Origin of the sequence: Agrobacterium vitis, from assembly GCF_013426735.1 — a bacterium.
Lineage (GTDB): Bacteria > Pseudomonadota > Alphaproteobacteria > Rhizobiales > Rhizobiaceae > Allorhizobium > Allorhizobium vitis_D.
In genome coordinates this window covers 2,814,536-2,836,671 of record NZ_AP023272.1, presented here as the reverse complement: position 1 = coordinate 2,836,671, position 22,136 = coordinate 2,814,536, and the positions used below count along the sequence as shown (strand labels likewise).

The window sequence follows — 22,136 nt, the reverse complement described above, 5'->3', positions numbered from 1 at the left end:
TAACGATCAGAACTGATGATGGACGGGGTGCTATGGCTGGCAAAACGGTAACACGCGCGGATTTGGCTGAGTCGGTCTTCCGCAAGGTTGGTCTCTCCCGGACAGAATCCGCCGAGCTTGTCGAAACTGTTATCGATGAGATTTGCAATGCCATCGTGCGTGGCGAAATGGTCAAGCTTTCCTCTTTCGCCACCTTTCAGGTGCGCGCCAAGAATGAGCGGATCGGCCGCAACCCGAAGACCGGCGAAGAAGTACCGATTTCGCCCCGCAAGGTGATGACGTTCAAAGCCTCCAACGTGTTGAAACAGCGTATCCTGCGCTCGCATCTGGCCCGCAAAGCCAAGCAGAAACCGGCCAATCCGGCTGCTTAACAGCCTTGCGGCCAAGTCAGCGCTTCCGGCAATGTTATTCGCTTGATTGTGTCGGTCTTTATTGTTTGCGAGCGACGTTTTCGAGTGGCCATCTGGATGGATAGCTTACTGCCGAATCTTCGCAGCACTGTCTGTGAGACAAGATGATACAGCCTCCGTTTCCGATAAGAGACATGCTGTCGTTGAGAGTGACATGATGGAGCCCGTCTTGGATAAGAGCCCTGATGCTTTCCGTACGATCAGCGAAGTGGCGGACGATCTCGATTTACCGCAGCATGTGCTGCGATTCTGGGAAACCCGGTTTCCGCAGATCAAGCCGCTGAAACGTGGCGGCGGACGGCGCTACTACCGTCCTGACGATATCGAACTGCTGAAGGGTATTCGTCATCTGCTCTATGATCACGGATATACGATCAAAGGCGTGCAGAAGCTTCTGAAAACCAATGGCAATAAATTTGTCATGGCTGTCGCTTCCGGCGATCTGGCGACCATGGAAGCCCTGGTTGCTGCTGGCCAATCCAGTAATGACGATCCCAAACTCGGCAGCGACGACGATCAGGTCGTCGGTCATGCAAAGTCGCGTACCAGCAGCCGGTTCTTTAACTTCGGCGGTGGCGACGACAGCGCTCTCGACATTTCCGCTGGCCGTGGTTCCGTTGGCAAGGAAGATCGGGCGCTGCTTCAGGAAACCCTGTTTGATCTGTTGGAATGCAAGCGGCTATTGGATCAGGTCCGCTAGAGCATCGTACAGAAAATCGGAACCAGAACGATGCTCTAAGTTTTTGTTTGCTAATCGGATTTATCCGAAAGCCGGTTCCCGCTTTTCGGTCCGATGCGCTAAAACACCACCCTCACGCCGCCTGAGTTTGCTCAGGCGCAATCGCCACATTGGCGCGATGCGCGGCAAGGATCAGCGCGCGCCGCGCATAGGTGGCGGAACGCCGTCCTTCCAGGGCGGCTGCGCAGGCCGACAAGGCCTTGCGAAAATATTCGCAGGAAAAATCCGGCCATTGATCAGCGAGCAGCCAGGCTGCTTCACGAATCGATCTTACCATGTGGGTGGTTCCGGCAATGACCAAGGCGACCGGCCGCTGAAAGTCTCTGTCTAATGTCATGTCATGTTCTCCGCGGCTCATAACGCCACGGTTAACCATTGGTTCCGCAGAAAAAATCCGATGTGAATAATAAATTTTGACCGTATATCACGGGCTGTGGAATCGACGGCAAGACGTGTCTGGCGTGTGTTTCAGCAATAAGAAAAGAACGATAAAAGGAATATTTTCTTAAATTCGGAACAAATCAGGATGGCGCGCGTTACGCTTGGTGAAGAATAGCGTCATGCGGTGCGCCTCCTTCCGATCAGTGTGCTGGGCAACACGAAGTCATAGCAAAACCCGCCGATCGGACTAGGAATGACGTTTATGAAATCAGCCGCGGCTGGAGCGCTTGTGCTTGCATTTTGTGGCACGCCAGCGCTCGCCGCCTGCAATATTTCCGATGCAAGGCTTGAAGAAGCCATTCTGGAAAAGCCTGAATTTCGGGACCCTCAAAACCGTTATCTCGTGCATGACCTGCGCAAGCTGCCGATGCGGCCTTTCTTCTTTGGAATTACGGGCTGGAAAAAGATTGCGAGCGGTTGCTGGGCAATATTCGTGAATTGATCGCATCCCCTTTTATGGCGCGGTTGGGTACGAATGACGAAGACGCGACCGACCAGCAATTGGCAGCCGGCGAGCCGCAATGGCACAGGCTGGGCCAGGTCAAGGGAAGCCGTGGCGCAGCGAATGAGGGGGCATTGATCAGCATCAACGATCTCGATCCTGGCTTGCTGGTCAATGAAATTGTCGGCGCCGAGGTTCGGACCGCCGATGACAAGATCGTTGGCGAGGTTCGCAATGTGGTCATCGGCACCAGGGACCGGCAGGACTACGCCATTGTTGCGGCTGGCGGGTTCTTTGTCCCGGGCAAGGATAGTCTCGTTGTTCCGCTTCGCTACCTGCTTGTCGATCGAGAAAGGAAGAGCTTTTTTCTGCGGATTTCTAATGCGCAGGTGAAGGCTGTTCCCTTGATGCCGGATCAGGATTATCAGTGGTTGACCGATGAGACATGGCGCAAGACAAATGATGCGATTTTCGAGAGTTTGATTGCAGGCCCCGGGCATGATCAACCCGCGAAAATTTCGGGAGACACTGCCACCAAATAAGCGGTCAACCAAAGATAGCCCTGATGGCTTACCATGAGGCACGGGTTGCCATACATGCCGTTTCAATCGTCCAACACGAACACTCATGAAAAACGATGTTTGCTATTTCACTTGTCTACAGCTCAAGCCAGTGATGCATTGGTATCTTTGGACCGTGGTATAGCTCACCTATTTCACGCGCGGCCTAGCCGCACCTGGAAACAGCCTATCTCATCTTAGAAAAGCGACACCCCTTGACCAATCTTCCGCTCAACGAAATTCTGCCTCAGGACATCATCGATACATCCCGTGACGCAGTCCTGATTCTGAGTCAGGATCTGACTGTGCTTGCCGCCAATCAAGCCTTTTACGCGAACTTCCAGATTGCTTCGGAACAGACGCTTGGGCGGCAACTTTATGATCTGAAGGGCGGCCATTGGAATATTCCCGGGCTTCGATTGCTTTTGGAGCAACTCGTTCCGCAGGACACCGTCGTCAATGCTCATGAAGTTGACGTGGTTTTCCCGGATCTGGGCCATAGGATCATGATGGTCAATGTGCGTCGGGTTCAAAGCGCGTGTGATTCAGCGAGCCTTTTTTTGATGTCAATTGATGACGTCACCGAAGCGCGTCTTGCCAGCGTGGAGGCCGAGCGCAGCTGGATTCTTGCGCAGAATATTGTTGATACGGTCCGCGATCCACTGCTGGTGCTGGAGCACGACATGAGCGTTGTGTTTGCCAGCCGTTCCTTCCTGAAGCTCTTCGGTGTTCAATCCACGCAAGTGATCGGCCAGCAGTTGAAAACGTTGGGCGACGGCCAGTGGAATGTGGCGGCGCTCAACGATCTTTTGGAACGCGTTCTCCCCCGCGACGAGCATGTCGATGGCTTGCTGCTGGAGGACGACTTTCCCGGTTTGGGACGGCGTGTGTTCAAGATCAATGCCAGGAAAATATTTCGGCCGGGCAATCATGTCACCCGCATGCTCGTGGTGTTCGAGGATGCGACGGAGGCCGTGCTGCTCGACAGGCACAGGGATATATTGGCGGCGGAACTGGCCCATCGTATCAAGAACAGCCTGCAAATCATCTCCTCTTTTGTGTCCCATGAGATTCGCCGCGCCGCAGAGCCTTGTGCCGAAGGATATAAGGCAATGCAGGCGCGGATCAGGGCCGTTGCCGAGCTTTACGACGTCATTGCTCAATCCAGCGCGTTTGGTCCTGTCAATATGGAAACCTATCTGAGAGGCATCAACAACACGATCCGCAAGAGCCTTCTAAGCCCGAATTCGAACATCACGATCAGCACGAAGACCGAGCCGTTAAGCATTCTCCCCGATCATGCCGTATCGATCGGCTTGATCGTCAATGAACTCGCCACCAATGCCGTGAAATATGCCTTTCCATCGGGGCAGGGCGAGGTTGTCCTCGGCTTTCAGCGCCGGGAGGGGGAGGTCGCGCTGACCGTCAGCGATAACGGGATCGGCCTCAGTGGCAAATCGGAGGGATCGGGACTTGGCACCCAGTTCGTCAAAGCTTTCGTCAAGCAACTCGGCGGTTCCCTGGCCAGCGCGACAAGCTCCAGTGGCACGACGTATACCGTCAGGCTTCCACCGTCGATCTTGGCGGAATGAGCTTTGAGGTGTGTTTTGCGCGTTTTTGATCTGTTCAGGCAAAATTCCGCTTGCGCCCGAAAGTCAAAAACTTTAAGTGAACCTTGCTCTTAGGAGCGGGTCGGGGCGTAGCGCAGCCCGGTAGCGCACTTGACTGGGGGTCAAGGGGTCGCAGGTTCAAATCCTGCCGTCCCGACCATTTATTTCAATCACTCCCCCAAGTTTGGGTGATTGTCTCTCTTCAAACCATATGTCTATTTTCAGCGTTACAGCGCCTTCCACTCAGGTTTGCTGAAGCCCTTTTATTTTGGGGAGAGGCTGCGGCTTTGTGCTCGCGTATTCCAGTCAGGGCGTAAGCTAATCTCAAGAGTTTTATGTTTATAATGTATAATGCTTTTTTTGCGGTGCACATAATAGGCAGATTTTTTCTGTAACCATCTATATTCTAAGGGCTATTCTCAGATTTTCTGGGCTTTGAAGAGACTGAACAGGCTGCAAAAGCGCCGAATGGTGCTGCACTGGTATCGATAAAGTCCGGTCTCTGCCTTATATTGGGTGCAGTGCAGCAATATGCCTTGTCGTTGGTCCTCATAACCTTCGAGATTAGCATGAGACGATATTCACCATGAGTTTCTGAGGGCCAGAAGTATTGGCGGCTTGTGAAGCAGACGAGAGAATGCAGCCGTCAGGAAGGCAGATGCGATGCGATTGAATGTTCCAAAATCGGTGGCCGCCATGGTTCGCCGCCAAAAAAAATTACAAAAGGCATTTGTGGATCTGGTTGAGAGTGCCACGCCGCGCGAAAAGGTCGCGCCGAAACCAAGAAAGCCCGCCCAGCCACGCCTTGTTGAAAACACCAGCTTCGGCAGTAATCCCGGACATTTGCGGATGATGACCTATGTGCCTCCCGGCTTGCCGCCGCGCGCGCCGCTGGTGGTCGTGCTGCACGGTTGTGGGCAGACGGCCAAGGATTTCGATGATGGCAGCGGCTGGAGCCGTCTGGCGCGTCAGCATGGTTTCGCGCTGCTTTACCCCGAACAGCGCAGCTCCAACAATCCGAATGGGTGTTTTAACTGGTTTCGCCCGAGTGCTGTTGCCCGTGATCGCGGCGAGACTGGCTCGATCCGCCAGATGATTGACACCATGGTCGAGGCTCATGGCCTCGGCACCGACAATGTTTTCATCATGGGCCTGTCGGCCGGTGGGGCGCTGGCTGCTGCGGCTCTTGCCGCTTATCCCGATATCTTCAAGGCGGGTGCGGTGGTTGCCGGGTTGCCGGTTGGTGGTGCGCGCGATGCAATGAATGCCTTGAACATCATGCATAACGGTGTGGCCAAAGCCCCGGATGAATGGGCGCAACTGGTCTATCAGGCCGCGCCCGAAGGTCGGGACTGGCCAAGGATTTCGATCTGGCAGGGTAGGGATGACAATGTCGTCCATCAGAAGAATGCCGATGCGCTGGTCATCCAATGGCTTGCCGTGCATGGCCTGCTGGACGGCAAGGCAAAGCCCGTGGCCTATGGTCGGAACGACGGCTATGTCTGGCATGACGAAGACGGTGCGATCAAGGTGGAATATGCCGTAATGGATGGCCTGGGACATGGTCTGCCGATCAAGGCGGGTGAGGGGCAGGCAATGCCCTATATGCTACCTGGCGACCTGCATTTGCCATCCCTACTGGTGGAAAGCTGGGGTCTTGACGGGACAGAAGGCAAACGCAAGGTGGCGTGATTTGCCTGCACTTGAAATGATACCGCAGCTATAAAGTCTTACAGCTCCATGCGAGCTAACGCATGGAGCTGTAAGAAAAACTCTAATGTTTGCTTTAGGAAAAGTGGGTTGCGATTTTCCTAAAAAGACAAACGGAAACAAGAGACGTGAGAACCTGTCTGGTTCTAGCTGAACGTGACGGGCTCCAAGCGGCTGGAGATTATTTCTGTTCGACGGCGACGCCGTCTTTGCCAATGCTGAGTTCAACGCCCTTGGGCTTGGTTTCCTCGTGATAGGCATAGGCCCCGAGGCCAACCACGATGACGACCAATGCGCCGATGATCAAATAAAGACCGTTTGTGCGGTTCATGCTGTCCCTCTTCTGTCCGTGCGCCAACTGTTTCGGCTGAACGCGCTCAAAACGCGACAGAAGGGAAAATGTTCCACTGGCGTGAAAAAATTCTCAATCGGCGGGATTAGACGACGGCGCGCTTGGCAAGTAGCAAGGTCCGCTGTTCGTCGTCTGCAACCTGCTCGGTTCGAGCCGCTGAGGTTAACAGCGCGCTTGGCGTCGCCTGCGGAAGAAGGTTCCGGTAGATCGCCAGGGTTTCGGCCACCATTTTTTCAAGCCGGTAATTGTTGCGGCGGCTCAAGGCGCCGGCTGTAAGCTTTGCCCGTGTCAGGGGATCGCGAAAAGCGGCCATGGCGTCTGCAAGCGGCTTGATCTCGTCGCTATTGGGTACAGCAAAGCCGTTGACGCCATCCTCCAGCACGACGCTCGTTCCGCCTACTGCGGTCAACACGAGGGGAAGGCCACCGGCTGCGGCCTCCAGCATCGCATAGGACATGGCCTCGTAGCGGCTTGGAGCGACCAGGATGTCGAAGGCCTGGATGGCGTCATGCCCGCTCATGTCGCTGCGGATCTGGGCCTTGCCGTCAAGGCCAAGAGTTTGGATCATGGCGCGCAGTTCTGCTTCCCGCTCGCCGCTGCCGATCATCACCAGCCGGGCATGGGGCATAAGGTCTGCAATGCTGGCAAAAGCGCGGATCAGCCGCTCCGGGGCTTTCTGGGCCACGAGCCTGCCGATGAAACCGAAAACCAGTTGCTCATGCGTAATGCCGAAGCGTTTGCGTGTTTCCGAGCGCGCGTCGCCGGGCGGATATTTGACGCCATTGGCGACAATGCGGAGTGTTCGGGCTGGAATGCCCAGCGCCACGGCATGATGATATTCGTCCGGCGAAACGCAAATCACCCGATCACTGAAAAATCGTCCAAGCAGCCGTTCTACGCCGCCATAGACCAGGCGGCCTTTGGAGCCGAGTGTCGGGTCCATGGTGCGGAAGGCATGTGGCGTGTAAAGCACCGGTGGATTGCGCCCGGGCAGGGTTGCCAGCCGAGTCAGCGCGCCTGCCTTGGAACTGTGGCCATGCACGATGTCGAATGGGCCTTTGTCGCGGATCAACCGCCGCAGCGCCCGATAGGAGGCGAGATCCCAAGGGCCGACCGCACGATGCATGTCGAGCGCGATGATCTCGTGCAGCGGCAGCGCCAGCAATTCGGCAACGAACCGGCTTTCGGCTCTCAACGGAGAGTAGACAGCGGTCACCGTCTGGTCGCAGGCAGCGAGGCCCGCACAAAGATCGATGAAATGACGGCCGGAGCCACCGCCGCTCGGCTCCAAGACCTGCAAGATTCGCAGACGCTGCCCACCGGCAATTTCCTGGCCAACCGTCACGTTTTCCTCCACCAAACGCTCCCCCCGATGTTCATCTGTGTCTTTGCCAATTGATTTCCAGTGCTCTGCATCCCCAAAGTATTCCGAACAGCAGGTACACATGTCGCCAGTGATCGATATCGATGACATTGCCGATCAGGGCGTGGCCGATCAGCACGATCCAGGCAATCATCAGATAGGGTTGCCAAGGGCGGTCATAGAGCAGACATTTGAAGCCGAAGCAAATGCTCCAAACCAGCATGGTGATAAAACAGACAAAGCCGAGCCACCCATAGGATGTCAGGGTTTTCAGCCAGATATTGTGCTCATCCTCTGGAAAGATCTTGCTGAACACCATCGGCCCGATCCCGAGTGGCTTTTCCATCGACATCAGAAAGCCGATCTTGTGACGCTCGAAGCGACCGAGATGGCCACCATCATAGTCCTGCACAAGCTGGGTGCGGCTGGAAAACAGGTCGCGCACCTGCTGGAATTGCAGAGCGACGGTCAGCGCCACAATGAGGGCGATGGCTGCCGTCAGTGCCAGCAGCACAATCTTCAGGCGGAAGGCACTGCTGCGCTCCTTGATCAGCAGGATCAGCACCATGGCAATGGCGCTAAACAGAAAAAGCGCCCAGGCCGCCCGTGAAAACGACAGGAACACGCCAAGTGCGAGGATCAGCAAGCAAAGGATCTTCCACGGTGCGTCCAGCAGCCGGCCAGTCAAAAGCCCATGGATGAGATAGAGCGACGGAGCGATCAGAAACGGACCAAACACATTGGGGTCCTGAAAAGCCCCCATGGCCCGGTCATAGCGCGTAAACATCTCGGCGCCGGGGAAAGCGTGGAAATAGCCCAGGATGCCCAGAAGGGACGTGGTGACTGCGGCAAGAACCCAGGCATTGAAAATCAACCGCAGCCGTTCATGCCGCTCCTCGACGATGGCCGCATAAAACACCGAGGTCACGGCCAGGAAGGTCGAGACGGCAACATAGAGGGGGCCTTCATTGAGGTCCGTCATTGTTGTCAGCGAGATCATGCCGCCGACATTGAAGGTGAGCATCAGCGCCAGAAGCGGTGCGACGCTGCGGGAAATTTTCAGACCGAGCAGGAACCACAGGGGAATCTGCGCCGCCATGAACAATTCGTAAGGGGCTGGCTCCATGAACACGAAGCCGAGCAGAAAGACGCCAAAACCGACCAGCGCCGATCCCGTCAGGGTTATGGCTGCAAAGCCTGGCCGAAACGGCGGGCTGCTATGGTGGCTGACCGCGCTCAATAAGCATTTTCCGTGTTGAACAGGCTGATCGGCGTCATCAACAGGATTTTCAGGTCAAACAGCAGCGACCAGTTTTCGATATAGTAGAGGTCATGGGCGGTTCTGCCCTTGATCTTGTCGTCGGTGTCGATTTCACCACGCCATCCCTTGATCTGCGCCCAGCCGGTGACACCGGGCTTGACCCGGTGGCGGGCGAAATAGCTCTCGACGATTTCGCTGTAATGGCGGTTGCGGGTTTGAGCCATGACCGCATGCGGGCGCGGCCCGACCAGCGAAAGATCGCCGCGCAATACATTGAACAATTGCGGCAATTCATCCATCGACGATTTGCGCAGCCAGCGGCCGACGGGCGTCACACGCGGATCGTTCTTGGTGACGGCCAGTTTGGCGGTCGGATCGCTCATTTCCGTATACATCGAGCGGAATTTCAGGACGTTGATGACCTCATTGTTGAAACCGTGGCGCTTCTGCACGAACAGAACCGGCCCTTTCGACGTGGATTTGATGGCGATGGCAGCCAGAACCATGACCGGCCAGAAGACGGCGAGTGCCGCCAGACTGAAAATGATGTCGAAGGCACGTTTGGCAACCTGGTCCCAGTCACGGATCGGCTTGTCGACCAGATCCAGCATCGGCAGGTCGCCGACATGGGAATAGGCGCGGGGCCTGAATCTCAGGCTGTTGGAATGGGCCGCCAGCCGAATATCCACCGGCAGGACCCAAAGTAGTTTCAGCAATTCCAGAATACGTGCTTCTGCGCTGATCGGCAGGGCGATGATCAGCATGTCGATCCGTGTTTCGCGCGCAAAAGCCACCAGTTCGGCAACGGTGCCGAGCTTGGGATAGCCCGCGACGATGTTAGGGGATCGGTCGCCTTGACGATCATCAAAAATACCGCAGATACGGATATCGTTATCCTGCTGGCTTTCCAACGTGCGGATCAACTGTTTGGCAGGCTCCCCTCCGCCGACCACCACGGCGCGTCGCTCGATGATGCCGTTGCGGGTCCAGCTGCGAATGGCCAATGCCATGCCATAGCGTTCCAGCAGGAGAAACAGTGCGGAGAGTGCTGCCCAGATCGCCAGCCAGCTGGCGCTAAACAGCTGGGCATTCCAGGCGAAATGGATGCCGACCATCAAGGCGACAACCAAACACCAGCTGGTCAGGGCCCGTTTCACCGAGCGGAACGGACGGCGGAGTGTGTATATCTGGTAGCCATCGGCAAATTGCGTGAACAGGATAAAAACCACCGCACCAAGTGCGCCAAAGGCACCAATGTGCAGGACAGTGTCAATCGGTCCGTCCATCGTCAGCCAGCCGGAAATCAGGCTGGTGGCGATCAGCCAGGAAAATTCCAGCAGGCCGAACTGCCCGAGCATGATGCTTGGCGAGCGATTGGCACGGCGTAATTGCTCCGCCACCCGGCTGGCGAGTGGCGACAATTCGACCGTTGGAGACGATGAAGAGCCGCTTGCGCGGGTCTGTTCAGCCTCTTCCTTCAGTTTTTGACGGAGCTTTGCTACATCCAAAGTCTCTAGCGTCCTCATCGCGGCAATTCATTTTGCAATGTTGGATTACCGCAAATGTGCTAAAAAATCTTTAGCTTTGGCAGGACCCGTCCCACGATGATGCAGGTCGTGGCGGCTGTCAAACCGAATGATCGCGGTAGAGCGCCAGCATTTGCGCGGCCATGGCAGAGGCTGAAAATCGCGCATGGAAGAGCGTTGGGTCCGGCATGACAACCTGTTTCCAGTCCGGCTGGGTCAGGGCCTGCACCATGGTCGCGGCCAGTTCCTCGACATTGTCGGGCGCAACAAGTGCGGCGCTGGTTTTGCCGAGCGCCTCCGGAATGCCGCCAACGGCGCTGGCAATCACCGATTTTCCGGCGGCGATCGCCTCCAGCACGATATAGGGCATGGATTCGGCCCTGGAGGGGACGACGACAATATTGCTGAAGGTAAAGGCTTCCGAGACCCGCATGGCGGGCAGCAATTGCATGCGAAGGCCAAGGCCGCGCTGGTGGATCTGCTGCTCGTATCTGTCACGGTCCGGGCCGTCACCGATGACCGCGGCGGTCAGCGGGCGACCCAGCAGCCTTTCAGCCTCCAGCACGGCGTTGATGAAGACATCAGGGCCTTTCAGATCCCGCAACATGCCGATGAAGACGAAATCCACCGCTTTGTCACGGAGTGGCACAGGTCGAAATTCGCTTTCGCTGATCCCATTCAAAATCAGCCGGGAGTCGCAGCTCGGTTTTCCCACCTTTTGCCCGTAGGACCATTGCTCGAAGCCGCAGACAAAGGCGATGGCTTCGGTCTGGCGTTCCAGTAGCTTTTCCAGAGCAAAGATCAGTCTGCCAACTGGCCTGTTGCGGCGATAATGCAGGCTGCCGCCATGCGGTGAATAGAGGCGGACAACCTTGGATCCCTGCATGCGAAGGGCCGTGCCAATAATGCGGGCGAGCGCGCCGCCCTTGGCGCCGTGACCATGCAGCACGTCGGGTTTCAGGCTCTTTATATGCCGGTAGCAGGAGCGCACCGCGCTGATATCGTCAAATCCAATGGCACGCCGGATCGGCTGGCGAATAAGACCGAGTTTCAGGCGGGGCTGCAATTCCGCAAACAGGGCGTCCTCATGGGCGCCACCCGTGCTGCTGTCGCAGATGATGCCGACAGAATGGCCAAGCGCGTCATGATTCTCAACGAGATCGCGCACATGCCGGAAAATGCCGCCAATTGGCGAGCGGAAGCAATGAATGATCCGCAGCCCGTCTTCATCCGGCATCAGAACAGCCGTTCGCGCACATAAACCGTGTCACCGGCAATGATCGGATCGGTGATCGGCACCCGGCCGGTGGCGATGGTGCCATTGACCTTGCGGGTGACATCCACGTCGCGCTCGTTGGCGCGGCTGGTGAACCCGCCAGCAACGGCGATGGCATTTTGCACCGTCATGCCCGGTACATAGGAATATTGCCCCGGCTGGCCGACTTCGCCCATGACAAAGATCGAGCGGTAGCGATCAATCTCGATGCTGACGTCGGGATCGCGCAGATAGCCCTTGCGTAGCCGCTGGGCAATGGTGCCTTCCAGCTGCGGCATGGTGGTGCCGCGCGCCGCGACCTGACCGATCAGCGGAAAGGCGATATAACCGGCCTGATCGACGGTATAGGTATTGCTTAGATTGGCCTGATCGAACACGGTAATGCGCAACCGGTCGCCGCTATCCAGCCGGTAGGGCTGGATCGTCGCTTCCTGGAAGACTTTCGAAGCTGGCTTATAGGTGGCGCAGCTGGACAGCACCGCCAGCAGGGTGACGGCAACAGCCAGCAAGATCTGTTTGGCGGTGACCATGCGCACGCTCCCATAGAAGATAATCATGTTCTTATCGGCCAGTATGGTTAAGGGAGTGTAAAGATCGCAGCGCAAGTCCGGCTAGTTTATCTCGCAATGACCGTAATGAGCACAGACGGTTAACGCTTGAGTTACTATGTTCGTTTACGCTCCGGACAGATTTGAAGGAGGGATGGAATGTCGGGTCAGCCGGTCGCCGCCCATCAGGACGTGGATATCGATCTCTTGCAGCTGTTTCGCGCCGTCTGGCAGCGAAAGGGCAGGGTGTTGCTCATCACCTGCCTGGCCGCGGGCGTTGCCTTCGCCGGGGCCAGCATGATCCGTCCAACCTACCGCGCCGAAACCACGGTGCTGATCGAGCCACGCGCGCCCAATTACGATGCGGAAAACGCCAAATCGGCGGCCTCAGAACCGGTGCTGGACGAGCTGAATATTGCCAGTCAGGTGCAATTGTTCCGCTCGGTGGATCTGATCCGCCAGGTGGTGAGGGATCTCAAGCTCTACGAATTGACCGAATTCGATCCTGATCTGCATCCATCCGCCCTGTCGGATCTGATGGTGATGCTGCATCTGAAAAAGAACCCGCTCGATCTGGCGCCCGAAGACCGGGTGATCCGCACCTTCCTGGAAAAACTCCAGGTCTATCAGGTGGAGAAGTCGCGGGTTATCGGCATCGAGTTTTCCTCCAAGGATGCACGGCTCGCCGCCGCCATTCCCAATGAAATGGTCAAGGTCTATCTGGCAATTCAGAGCGGTGCCAAGCTTGATAGCAATGAGGACGCGGCCCGCTGGCTGGAGCCGGAAATTTCCAATCTACGTCAGAAGGTTTCCGACGCCGAAAAGAAAGTTGCGGATTATCGCCGCAGCGCCGATCTGCTATCGACCGGCGAGGGCGGTACATTCGCCTCCAAGCAGCTCAATGATATATCCACGGAATTGGCGCGGGTGCGCACCGACCGGGCCAGTGCGCAGGCACGGGCCGAAAACGCCAAGGCGTCGCTGAAGGCCGGGCGATCGACCGACAATCTCGATATCGTCATGGCCTCTCCCGCCGTGCAACAATTGAAACAGGCGGAGGCCGCCGTGCAGGCGCAGATTTCCGACCTCTCCACCAGTCTTCTAGACGGCCATCCGCGCATCAAGGCGCTGCGGGCACAATTGGCAAATCTGCGCCAGCAACTGGCCGAAGAGACCAGAAAAGTCGTTTCCAGCCTGGAAACCGAGGCCAATGTCGCTCGGATGCGTGAAGCGGAGCTTGACCGGCAGCTGACCACCCTTAAGGCACAAAGTGCCAAGGCCGGGGACAGCCAGGTTGGGCTTGCCGCGTTGGAGCGGGAAGCGAGCGCCCAGCGGCAATTGCTGGAAACCTATCTTGCCCGCTACCGCGAAGCCACCAGCCGGCTGGATAGCAATGCCAGCCCTGCTGATGCCAGGGTGATTTCCCGTGCGTCCGAGCCGAGTGAACCGAATTTCCCTAAGGTTCTGCCGATCACCTTGGTGGCCGCCATGGCGGCTCTGGTGTTGAGCGTGATCGTCATCATGTTGGCGGAGCTGTTCAGCGGCCGGGCGCTGAAGCCTGTCGGCCCTGTTGATCCAGACCGCAGCGGGCGGTTTGCGGAGGAATATCCTCGTCGTCGGACCGGTGAACCTGCTTTTAACGAATCGGTATCAGCGCCTGCAAGGCAGAAGCCAAGACTGGATACGGCGGCTGCCGCTGTCGCGGCGACGGCAGCGGCCGAACGAATCGAAAAAGAAACTCCGCCCATCGCACCGGCAGATGCTGAAACTGATAGCGATCACTATCACGCGGCGACCGATGCCGATCATGAGTTTTCAGTTGCCTCGGTGGCGCGTTACCTGACGCGGCATGGCATTTCCAAAGCGGTGGTCATCTCGCCTTCCGGCGATGACGGATCAGCGGCAACCGTGCTTTTGGCACGCGCCGTGGCCAAAGCCGAACGCACGGTGATCTTGATCGACATGACTGGCTCCGGCTATCCGACAGCGCTGATGGCCGAGCGAAACGATCTGCCCGGCGTGACCGATCTGCTCTGCGGCGACGTTACCTTTGGCGAAACCATCCATTCCGACAGATTGTCAAACGCCCATATCGTGCCGAAGGGCAATAGCGATATCCGTCAGGCGCTGCGCGGCATCGAGCGCCTGTCCATGGTGGTCGAAGCGCTTGCTGATGTCTATGATCTGGTCCTGATCGAATGCGGTCCGGCCAGCGCCGATAATGTCGTTGGCCTGTGCAAGGCCCAGGACCATGAAGTCATTCTCTCCGCACCCAATCCGGACCGCAAGCAATTGGCACAGATCATGGCCGCCTTCGAAGCTGTGGGCTATAGTGACCTGGTGTTGATGAGCGACGACAATGCGGTGCCACCGGATGATGGGGACCGGCGGGTGGCTTAGACTTTGCCTTAGGAAAGGTTGAACCCGGGTTTCTCTGACGGGTTCCAGGTTTCATTCCTTACCCTGATCATGTGCCTGCGCATCGCTACGAGCGCGGAGTTTTTGCAGCGCGCTATAGAGTTGGGGATGCCCCTTGATGAACGCCTTCGAGCGGATCAGGCTGCGCTCGGCTGTGGCTGCGAGGTGCCCCAGAGGGGTCACGGGCAGCAAAATATCGTGTTGCACGGTTTCCATAGGGCACCAGCTTCGCTTGTAGATCTGGTCGCCGAGGCCGAAGTCGAACAGGGCGGCCCCCTCGGCGCTGCATTGTTCAATCATCAGCCAGAACAGCAATTCGCCTGGGCTGGTCTCCGGGGCGATGCTTTCATCTATCGAGCCGAACTGGCAGATAACGTGATCGCCCTTGCGTGAAAGACCGGCGATGGCGGCAATCTTGCCGTTATGATGGCTGCCCGACAACCGCAGTGCATGCAGTTCCAGTGGCACGTTCAATCCACCTGCCTCGCTTTGCAGCAGCAACTGGAAGAATGCCTGTGTCTCCGGCTCCTGAAACACGTCCGGCAGACCGAGGGTTTCGAAGCGGACGGCTTTTTGCCGGAAGAACAGATCCAGCAACCAGGCTTTCTGCTCCTCACCACACGCAATAATATGCTCAAAGCCGCCGCTTGCTTCCAGCTTGCGGACCTGATTGCGGTATTTCTTGCGCCGCCGCTTGGCGTTGATCTGGGAGAGTGTCTGTTCGAAGTCGCCTAGAAGCGGCAATTGGAAGGCATGGTTATGATGTTCGACAGCTGGTAGGCTGGCCAGAGGATGAGACAATCCACGCCAGGAAAGTGGAATATTGCCGAGGTGAACGAGATCGGCATGCCCGGTCATCGCCTGGACAATCTGCTTTCCCAACTGTTTGGCCGTGTCCTGCTCGATTTGCTGGAAAAAAGCCGGGTCGAACAGGCCGGTATTGATATTGGTGAAGCGGGTGGCGATGAAGCTGGCCTTGCGGACCATGGCGTGACGGGTGATTTCCAGCGGTAGGATGAACAGGCTGCGTCCGTTGCTGTTGCCATGCAGGATGGCCAGCGGGTTGCCGTGGGTTTTCACCCAGGCGCGGCACCAGTCGTAACCTTGATGCAGCGACAGATGGTTGTTGCGCTCCAGACAGCGCCAGTCGGCCTCCAGCGGCTCCATCACGGGCAGAACGTCCACGACGATATCTGCCACAAAAGTTTGACCGCTGGCCGTTTCAGTCAGCCGTTTCGGATCGATCATCGCCACGCTGCATTCTCCGGTCCTGTCGAAGCAGCACCAGTTTATCCGGTTTGTATTTAAGGATTATGCAATGCGCGGATTATTTGCGAACCGGACCCGCCATCCATTTGATGATCGCCATGGCTGGCAGAATCCAGACCACGCCCGACAGCAGGAAATAGGTGAGATGTACCCACCAGGGCGACTGTGCCAATGTCAGTGTGGCAATGGTGGTGGCCAGCACCGCGTAAAGCATGACAAGCACGACGATCAGAATCGTCCCGATGAATTTGCGCAGTCTGACCGGCATGCTATGACCCTGATTGCAGGACGCGACGCGATGTCGCAAACCTTCCGCCCTTGTTTTGCACCGGGTGCTGATGCAAATCAACTGGAATGCACCCGTTCCGCCCGCAAGACAGCGTTCGGACCGGGATTATGCTGTAGAATGGAGAGATTGGACCGATGACCATCGCCAGCACCGCTTCGCCCGTCCCGGCAGCTGCCGCCCTCGACCAGCAGAGCCGCAACCGCCGCGCAATTCGTCTTTGGCTGGGCCTGGTGATTCTCGCGCTGTTTGCCCTGGTGTTGGTTGGGGGCGCGACCCGGCTGACCAATTCGGGCTTGTCGATTACCCAGTGGAAGCCGATCCACGGTGTCATTCCCCCGTTGAACGCGGCGGAATGGGAGGAAGAGTTCAAGCTCTACCAGCAGATCCCGCAATATGAGCTGGTCAACAAGGGCATGACGGTCGAGGCGTTCAAGACGATTTTCTGGTGGGAATGGGCGCATCGCTTCCTGGCCCGCAGCATCGGCGTGATCTTTGCCCTGCCGCTGGTGTTTTTCTGGGTCACAGGACGCATCGAGAAGCGTCTGCGCTGGCCGCTGGTGGGCATTCTGGCGCTCGGTGGCTTTCAGGGTTTTATTGGCTGGTGGATGGTTTCATCAGGGCTATCGGAACGCACCGAGGTCAGCCAATACCGCTTGGCAACTCATTTGGTTACAGCCTGTCTGATCTTTTCATCCTGTGTCTGGGTGATGCGTGGCCTTGCCCGCCATAGCGCCGATCCGGCCCCAACCGCGCATTCGAAGCATTGGGCGATAGCGCTACTGTGCCTTGTGCTGTTCCAGATCTATCTTGGCGCGCTGGTGGCAGGGCTGGATGCTGGCATGTCCTACAATACCTGGCCGCTGATGGATGGGGCGCTGATCCCCGGCGATCTTCTGGTTCAGCAGCCGGTCTGGCTGAATTTCTTCGAAAACCCGAAGACGGTGCAGTTCGTGCACCGCATCGGTGCCTATACCGTGTTGCTGGTGGCGCTCTATCACATGGTCTCGTCGCTGCGGGCCGCACCGGGAACGACTCATGCGCGCCGCAGCGTCGTGCTGTTTGTCATCGTCTGCTGTCAGGCAGCGCTGGGAATTTCTGCACTGCTGTTGCAGGTGCCACTGGATGCAGCGCTCGCCCATCAGGGCGGTGCGCTGATCCTGCTCGGCTTTACGGTCGCGCATCTGCGCGGCTTCTATGGTGCCTATCCGCTACCCAAACCGATAGCCTGAATAGGCCTTGCCCAGCGCCAGACCGTTGAACGTCCGCACGCCCTTGTCGGTGCCCGCAGCCCCCGCGGCCACAAACAACGGCACAAGATGGTCATGGTCCGGCACATGGCAGGCAAGTGCATCCGGGTTTTGATCCCAGAGGCTGAGCTTGGCTGCACGGGCATCCGGGTCGGGCAGTTCGACCGCTGCCGTCAGCCAGTCATCGAACCGTTTGGCAACGGCTTCGTGGTCGGCATCGCGGCGGCGAAACATCGGCATATTATGGTAGCTCATGCCGGATGCGATGATCAGCACATTGTCATCGCGAAGCGACTGCAAGGCCTTGCCGATCTCCAGATGGCTTTCCGCATCCAGCGTATTTTTCAGCGACAGCATCACGACGGGCACATTCGCATCCGGATAGGCGACCATCAGCGGAACGAAGACACCGTGATCGAAGCCGCGCGAATCGTCTTCCGCTGAAGCGATGCCTGCCTGTTGCAGCAGGTCGCGCACATGGGCCGCCAGTGCCGGATCGCCCTTGGCGGGATAGGTTATCTCATAGGTATGGGCGGGAAAGCCATAATAATCATAGAGCATGCCGGGGGCTGCTGCTGTGCTGACGGTGACCTGCGGTTCCTTTTCCCAATGGCCGGAGACGATGAGAATGGCTTTCGGCGTGACGCCGAGATCGTCGGGCAGGCCTTGCAGAAAGGCCGCGAGATCGTCCCAGGGGCCTTTGCCCTGCTCGTCCTTCGGAAAATCCATGAAGGGCCATGGCCCGCCGCCATGGGGGATAAAATAAACGGGGAGACGGCTATTGGTCATGGTTTGCTCCTGAACATATGGCCGGAATATACGTCGTCGTGGCAACCCGCACGATAGGCGGATCAGTCAACAAACTGTTCAGCAAGTATGGACCGTGCCAGTCGTGCAAAGCCAAGCCGCTCAGTAAGATTGGCATTGCCGGATGCGGTCAGCGGACGGTTCAGTGTCCAGGCGCAGGAGAGACCCGCATGAGCCGCGGCATAGCTGAGGATTTTGCGCGGCGAACAGCCCAGCGCCACCGAAAACCGCTGGCTGAGGTCCCTCGCGCGCCGGGGATCGAGAACGAGATCTGGGGCGTGGAGAGGATTGCCGAATACATTGGCGACATCATAGGCCGGATCGCCCAGCAGGCCCTGCGGATCTATGGCCAGCCAATTGCCACCGTCATCGCTGATGACATTATCGTGGTGCAGGTCGCCGTGTAGCGGCTTGATATCCTGTTGCTCCGCAAGCAGGCTGCGGGCAAGTGCTGCCGTCCAATGGATGATCTCGGCGATAGCAGGGTCCGAAATGGTTTTTTCGAGCGCAAACAGGGCGTTGAAATGGGCCTTTAACGGCGTCAACGCATCGGGAACAGGGTCGGGCGAGGGCGCATGCAGGCGCGCCAGGACATTGACAATGATCTCCGTTGCTGCCGGGTCTCCGACCTTGCCAAGATGATGGCGCAGCAACAGGTCGCCCGCATCGTCCAGCAGGGCGATGTCGCCAGCCTGATCAATGAGCTTGATGGCACCGATGCCAGCCCGCCAGCGCAAAAAAACAAGGCCGGGTCGCTCGCCGCTACCCTCCGGCTTCAGGGCTTTGACAACGACGGGGCGTTCGTCCTGTGTGGCACGGTAAATGAGGCTGCTAGGGGTATCGGCGATCTGCCGGAGATGCGAAAGCCCCCATGTCTCCATCAGAGATGGAGGAAAGATGGGGGCTTTCAAAGAGCTTTTCAAACGATCACGCCGACAGCATCAAGTCCATGTTCTGGACCGCTGCACCGGACGCACCCTTGCCGAGATTGTCCAGAACGGCGACGAGATTGACATGGCCGGAGCCCGGATTGCCGAACACGAAGAGCTTCATCGTGTCCTGGCCCACCAGTTCCTCGGCATCGACGCGACCGAGCTTGGCGCTGTCTTCCAGGGCGACGACCTTGACGATGTCCTGCCCGGCATAATGGGCGGAAAGCGCCGCATGGATGCTTTCTACGGTCGCGCCATCGGCCAGATCCTCCAGGAACAACGGAACCTGCACGATCATGCCCTGCGGGAACCGTCCGACCGATGGTGAAAACAGAGGTGCGCGATCCAGCAGGCCATGGGCCTGCATTTCCGGCACATGCTTGTGCTTGAGGTTCAGGCCATAGACATAGTTGTTGACGGTCAGATGCTCGGGATGGCTCTCGTCTTCCATCTGCGCGATCAACTGCTTGCCGCCGCCACTATAGCCGGAAACGGCATTGACCGAAACCGGGTAGCCGTCCGGCAGGATGCCCGCAGCCCGAAGCGGCCGGATCAGCGCAATAGCGCCCGTCGGGTAGCAACCGGGATTGGCAACGCAGCGGGCCGAGCGGATCTTGTCGCCCTGGGCTTTGTCCATTTCGGCAAAACCGTAGGTCCAATCCTTCGCGACGCGGAAGGCGGTGGACGTATCGATGATCCGCACGTTGTTGTTGCCAGCCAGCATCGACACAGCCTCTTTCGAGGCATCGTCGGGCAGGCACAGAATGGCGATATCGGCGCTGTTAAGCATGTCCTCGCGCAGGGCGGCATTGCGGCGCTGCTCTTGGGGGATCGACAGCAATTCCACATCGCGGCGGTCGGCCATGCGGCTGCGGATTTGCAGGCCGGTGGTGCCGTGTTCGCCGTCAATGAAGATTTTCGCTGTCATTTTACCCTCTCTTTTCAGGGAATTGCCCGCTTTTGCGGATTCAAATCCCGAATTGCTTGAATCATTTTATCAACTGGAGCGCGCCAGCTTTTCAGCGCGCAGCCCCAGCATATACATCGCCACCGTTGCCCCTGCAATGGCGGTGATATCGGCATGGTCATAGGCGGGCGCTACCTCGACTATATCGGCTCCTCTTATGTCGAGCGGATGAAGGTTTTGCAGAACTGAGAGGATTTTTGCGCTGGATGGTCCACCTGCGACCGGCGTGCCGGTGCCGGGGGCAAAGGCAGGGTCGAGGCAATCGATGTCGAAGGTGAGATAGGCGGGTTGGCCCGCCGTATGCTCGACAATCAGCGCGGCGATCTCGCCGGCACGCATGTCCTCCACTTGGTGACCGTAGAGGATGCGGATGCCGCAATCGTCAGGCGCATGAGTGCGGATGCCGACCTGGATTGACCTTGAGGGGACAATCAGGCCTTCGCGCACCGCCCGCCCGACAAAGGAGCCATGGTCGATCCGGTTTCCGTCATCGAACCAGGTATCCTGATGGGCATCGAATTGCACCAGCGCCAGAGGGCCATGTTTGGCGACATGGGCCTTCAGCAGCGGCCAGGTGATGAAATGGTCGCCGCCAAGCGTCAGCAGGAAGTTCGCCTTAGAGAGAATATCGGCCGCTTCCTTTTCAATCGTAGCGGGTGTCTCCCAATGATTGCCATAGTCCAGACGGCAATCACCGTAATCCACGGTCGGCATGGCCGCGAACAGGTCGCGCTCGAACGGATATTGCGGGTCATTGTCGAAAATGGCCGAGGCACGTCGAATCGCCTGCGGCCCGAACCGGGCACCGGGCCGGTTGGAGGTGGCGGCATCGAAGGGAATGCCCCAGACCGCCGTGTCCACTCCATCCAGCACCTTGGTATAGCGCCTGCGCATGAAGGAGAGCACGCCGGCATAGGTCGGGTCGGTGGCCGCCGATGTGAGATCGTTTGCCGTGAAGGCGTGGTCTATGGATTTATCTGCCAAGGTATTTGATCCGCATCCGGTATTCGATGCAGCAATCCTATAGAGGCCTCGGCCTGTGTCAAAGCAGCATTTGCGTAAATACCGTTTGCGGATAGGGCGTGATGGCGTCGCGGGCGATTGCGCGCTGCCGTGCAAGTCGTTCGGGATCGCGCACCAGCTTTTCCGTGACGTCGATAAGATCGTCATAGGGGGTAGCCACGATGCCTTGGGCAAACCGCTCCTCGATTTGCGTTGCCTGTCCATTGACCTCACCGACAACAGGCACGCCATTGTTGAGCAGATAGAAGACCCGCACGACCTCAAAAATTTGCGCGTCGAAAAAATGAATGTTTAAGACGGTTTTGGAACGGGCGATCCAGGCGTCTCGGTCGCGTCCATAGACGTTGAACAGGCGCTTAACGGCAAGGCCCCGGTCGCGCAGACCATCAATGATGGCGGCGCGCCGCTCATTCATCGAGCCATAAAACAGGACGTCGATATCTTGGCGCGGCGCGTGCGTAATGCGATCCAGTTCCTTCTGGAAGCCCAATTGTAGATATTTGGCTGGCCGTCCGCCGATCTGGCTCAGGATCTCGATATTGGCCCGGCTGTAATCCCAGATTTCCAGTCCGGTTTCAAACCAGGTGAGAATGCGCTCCCGCACGGGCGCGTCAATCGCCGAGAGCGGTTCGGCATTGACGATGATCGTGTTCGGCTTGAAATCGGCGATATCCTGTGGGGTCATCAGATGGGCGCCGAAAATGATATTGATTGCGTCATGCGCGAAGGCGTTGAAATTCACTGCAGCCTGATGCCCCAGTGCTCTCAATGAATAGCCCAGCGCCTCCGCGATTTCCAGAAACGCCATGGAATGTTCGAAGCCGTCGGGCTCCACGATGCAGATATTGTATTTTTCAGAACTCATGTCGCCGACCAGCTGTTACGAGGCCGTGCTGCACGCTCGGTGCATGACGGTAATGGCTGTGACCATGGCGCAGTTGGCTTT

The 22,136-nt window shown here is 57.7% G+C and carries 22 protein-coding genes and 1 tRNA gene; 9 read left to right on the top strand and 14 right to left on the bottom strand.

Annotated elements, in window-relative coordinates:
* Nucleotides 1-32 precede the first annotated feature (32 nt).
* The gene (locus H1Y61_RS13240; protein ID WP_015915592.1) at nucleotides 33-371 is read left to right on the top strand and encodes an integration host factor subunit alpha; all 339 of its coding nucleotides are present in this window, start codon (nucleotides 33-35) and stop codon (nucleotides 369-371) included.
* 193 nt (nucleotides 372-564) lie between these two features.
* The gene (locus tag H1Y61_RS13235; RefSeq protein ID WP_015915593.1) at nucleotides 565-1,110 is read left to right on the top strand and encodes a MerR family transcriptional regulator; all 546 of its coding nucleotides are present in this window, start codon (nucleotides 565-567) and stop codon (nucleotides 1,108-1,110) included.
* Between the two features lie 112 nt (nucleotides 1,111-1,222).
* On the opposite strand, the gene H1Y61_RS13230 is transcribed toward H1Y61_RS13235, so the two are convergent.
* On the bottom strand, nucleotides 1,223-1,486 hold the full coding sequence (locus tag H1Y61_RS13230) for a DUF982 domain-containing protein (RefSeq protein ID WP_060715801.1): 264 nt from the start codon (nucleotides 1,484-1,486) through the stop codon (nucleotides 1,223-1,225).
* A gap of 306 nt (nucleotides 1,487-1,792) precedes the next feature.
* On the opposite strand from H1Y61_RS13230, the gene H1Y61_RS27020 reads away from it, so the two are divergent.
* From H1Y61_RS27020 to H1Y61_RS13210, 5 genes are all read left to right on the top strand, one after another.
* The gene (locus tag H1Y61_RS27020) at nucleotides 1,793-2,032 is read left to right on the top strand and encodes a hypothetical protein (RefSeq protein WP_322790772.1); all 240 of its coding nucleotides are present in this window, start codon (nucleotides 1,793-1,795) and stop codon (nucleotides 2,030-2,032) included.
* 14 nt (nucleotides 2,033-2,046) lie between these two features.
* Nucleotides 2,047-2,574 carry a PRC-barrel domain-containing protein gene (locus tag H1Y61_RS13225; protein WP_322790771.1) on the top strand — a complete coding sequence of 176 codons (528 nt, stop codon included), beginning with the start codon at nucleotides 2,047-2,049 and terminating at the stop codon, nucleotides 2,572-2,574.
* A gap of 233 nt (nucleotides 2,575-2,807) precedes the next feature.
* The gene (locus tag H1Y61_RS13220; RefSeq protein ID WP_174110494.1) at nucleotides 2,808-4,184 is read left to right on the top strand and encodes a sensor histidine kinase; all 1,377 of its coding nucleotides are present in this window, start codon (nucleotides 2,808-2,810) and stop codon (nucleotides 4,182-4,184) included.
* A gap of 101 nt (nucleotides 4,185-4,285) precedes the next feature.
* Nucleotides 4,286-4,362 (top strand) — tRNA-Pro (locus tag H1Y61_RS13215).
* 503 nt (nucleotides 4,363-4,865) lie between these two features.
* Nucleotides 4,866-5,894 carry an extracellular catalytic domain type 1 short-chain-length polyhydroxyalkanoate depolymerase gene (locus H1Y61_RS13210; RefSeq protein ID WP_180572851.1) on the top strand — a complete coding sequence of 343 codons (1,029 nt, stop codon included), beginning with the start codon at nucleotides 4,866-4,868 and terminating at the stop codon, nucleotides 5,892-5,894.
* 199 nt (nucleotides 5,895-6,093) lie between these two features.
* Here the strand turns inward: H1Y61_RS13210 and H1Y61_RS13205 are convergent, their stop codons facing one another.
* The 6 genes from H1Y61_RS13205 to H1Y61_RS13180 all read right to left on the bottom strand — a co-directional run bounded on the left by H1Y61_RS13205 (nucleotide 6,094) and on the right by H1Y61_RS13180 (nucleotide 12,220).
* Complete coding sequence (locus tag H1Y61_RS13205) at nucleotides 6,094-6,243, bottom strand: hypothetical protein (protein WP_015915610.1); 150 nt, start codon at nucleotides 6,241-6,243, stop codon at nucleotides 6,094-6,096.
* Between the two features lie 106 nt (nucleotides 6,244-6,349).
* Nucleotides 6,350-7,609 carry a glycosyltransferase gene (locus tag H1Y61_RS13200; protein WP_180572850.1) on the bottom strand — a complete coding sequence of 420 codons (1,260 nt, stop codon included), beginning with the start codon at nucleotides 7,607-7,609 and terminating at the stop codon, nucleotides 6,350-6,352.
* Nucleotides 7,610-7,640: 31 nt separating this feature from the next.
* Nucleotides 7,641-8,867: an O-antigen ligase family protein gene (locus H1Y61_RS13195; RefSeq protein ID WP_180572849.1), complete on the bottom strand. Its 1,227-nt coding sequence runs from the start codon at nucleotides 8,865-8,867 to the stop codon at nucleotides 7,641-7,643.
* Entirely contained in the window at nucleotides 8,864-10,414 is a 1,551-nt protein-coding gene (locus H1Y61_RS13190) for an undecaprenyl-phosphate glucose phosphotransferase (RefSeq protein WP_174110528.1), read from the bottom strand. The genes H1Y61_RS13195 and H1Y61_RS13190 overlap by 4 nt, the downstream gene beginning before the upstream one ends.
* A 100-nt stretch (nucleotides 10,415-10,514) precedes the next feature.
* On the bottom strand, nucleotides 10,515-11,651 hold the full coding sequence (locus tag H1Y61_RS13185) for a glycosyltransferase family 4 protein (RefSeq protein ID WP_180572848.1): 1,137 nt from the start codon (nucleotides 11,649-11,651) through the stop codon (nucleotides 10,515-10,517).
* Nucleotides 11,651-12,220 carry a polysaccharide biosynthesis/export family protein gene (locus H1Y61_RS13180; protein WP_015915615.1) on the bottom strand — a complete coding sequence of 190 codons (570 nt, stop codon included), beginning with the start codon at nucleotides 12,218-12,220 and terminating at the stop codon, nucleotides 11,651-11,653. Before H1Y61_RS13180 ends, H1Y61_RS13185 begins: the two co-directional genes overlap by 1 nt.
* Nucleotides 12,221-12,397: 177 nt before the next feature.
* On the opposite strand from H1Y61_RS13180, the gene H1Y61_RS13175 reads away from it, so the two are divergent.
* Nucleotides 12,398-14,638 carry an exopolysaccharide transport family protein gene (locus H1Y61_RS13175; protein ID WP_174110530.1) on the top strand — a complete coding sequence of 747 codons (2,241 nt, stop codon included), beginning with the start codon at nucleotides 12,398-12,400 and terminating at the stop codon, nucleotides 14,636-14,638.
* 51 nt (nucleotides 14,639-14,689) lie between these two features.
* On the opposite strand, the gene H1Y61_RS13170 is transcribed toward H1Y61_RS13175, so the two are convergent.
* Nucleotides 14,690-15,904: a GNAT family N-acetyltransferase gene (locus tag H1Y61_RS13170; protein WP_180574504.1), complete on the bottom strand. Its 1,215-nt coding sequence runs from the start codon at nucleotides 15,902-15,904 to the stop codon at nucleotides 14,690-14,692.
* Between the two features lie 79 nt (nucleotides 15,905-15,983).
* Nucleotides 15,984-16,193 (bottom strand): DUF2842 domain-containing protein, encoded by a 210-nt coding sequence (locus tag H1Y61_RS13165; protein WP_041696430.1) that lies wholly within the window; start codon nucleotides 16,191-16,193, stop codon nucleotides 15,984-15,986.
* A 155-nt stretch (nucleotides 16,194-16,348) separates the two neighbouring features.
* Here H1Y61_RS13165 and H1Y61_RS13160 point away from each other — a divergent pair, with 155 nt between their 5' ends.
* Nucleotides 16,349-17,443 carry a COX15/CtaA family protein gene (locus H1Y61_RS13160; RefSeq protein WP_180572847.1) on the top strand — a complete coding sequence of 365 codons (1,095 nt, stop codon included), beginning with the start codon at nucleotides 16,349-16,351 and terminating at the stop codon, nucleotides 17,441-17,443.
* Here the strand turns inward: H1Y61_RS13160 and H1Y61_RS13155 are convergent.
* The 5 genes from H1Y61_RS13155 to H1Y61_RS13135 form a co-directional block, all read right to left on the bottom strand.
* The gene (locus H1Y61_RS13155; protein WP_180572846.1) at nucleotides 17,423-18,250 is read right to left on the bottom strand and encodes a DODA-type extradiol aromatic ring-opening family dioxygenase; all 828 of its coding nucleotides are present in this window, start codon (nucleotides 18,248-18,250) and stop codon (nucleotides 17,423-17,425) included. The two genes, H1Y61_RS13160 and H1Y61_RS13155, sit on opposite strands and share 21 nt — an antisense overlap.
* A 62-nt stretch (nucleotides 18,251-18,312) precedes the next feature.
* Complete coding sequence (locus H1Y61_RS13150) at nucleotides 18,313-19,179, bottom strand: aminoglycoside phosphotransferase family protein (protein WP_180572845.1); 867 nt, start codon at nucleotides 19,177-19,179, stop codon at nucleotides 18,313-18,315.
* 16 nt (nucleotides 19,180-19,195) lie between these two features.
* The gene (gene argC, locus H1Y61_RS13145; RefSeq protein WP_180572844.1) at nucleotides 19,196-20,128 is read right to left on the bottom strand and encodes an N-acetyl-gamma-glutamyl-phosphate reductase; all 933 of its coding nucleotides are present in this window, start codon (nucleotides 20,126-20,128) and stop codon (nucleotides 19,196-19,198) included.
* A gap of 69 nt (nucleotides 20,129-20,197) precedes the next feature.
* Nucleotides 20,198-21,151, bottom strand: a complete 954-nt coding sequence (gene speB, locus H1Y61_RS13140; RefSeq protein WP_174110535.1) for an agmatinase — start codon at nucleotides 21,149-21,151, stop codon at nucleotides 20,198-20,200.
* A 58-nt stretch (nucleotides 21,152-21,209) separates the two neighbouring features.
* A complete protein-coding gene (locus H1Y61_RS13135) occupies nucleotides 21,210-22,055 on the bottom strand; it encodes a hypothetical protein (RefSeq protein WP_180572843.1) in 846 nt (281 codons plus the stop codon).
* Nucleotides 22,056-22,136 lie beyond the last annotated feature (81 nt).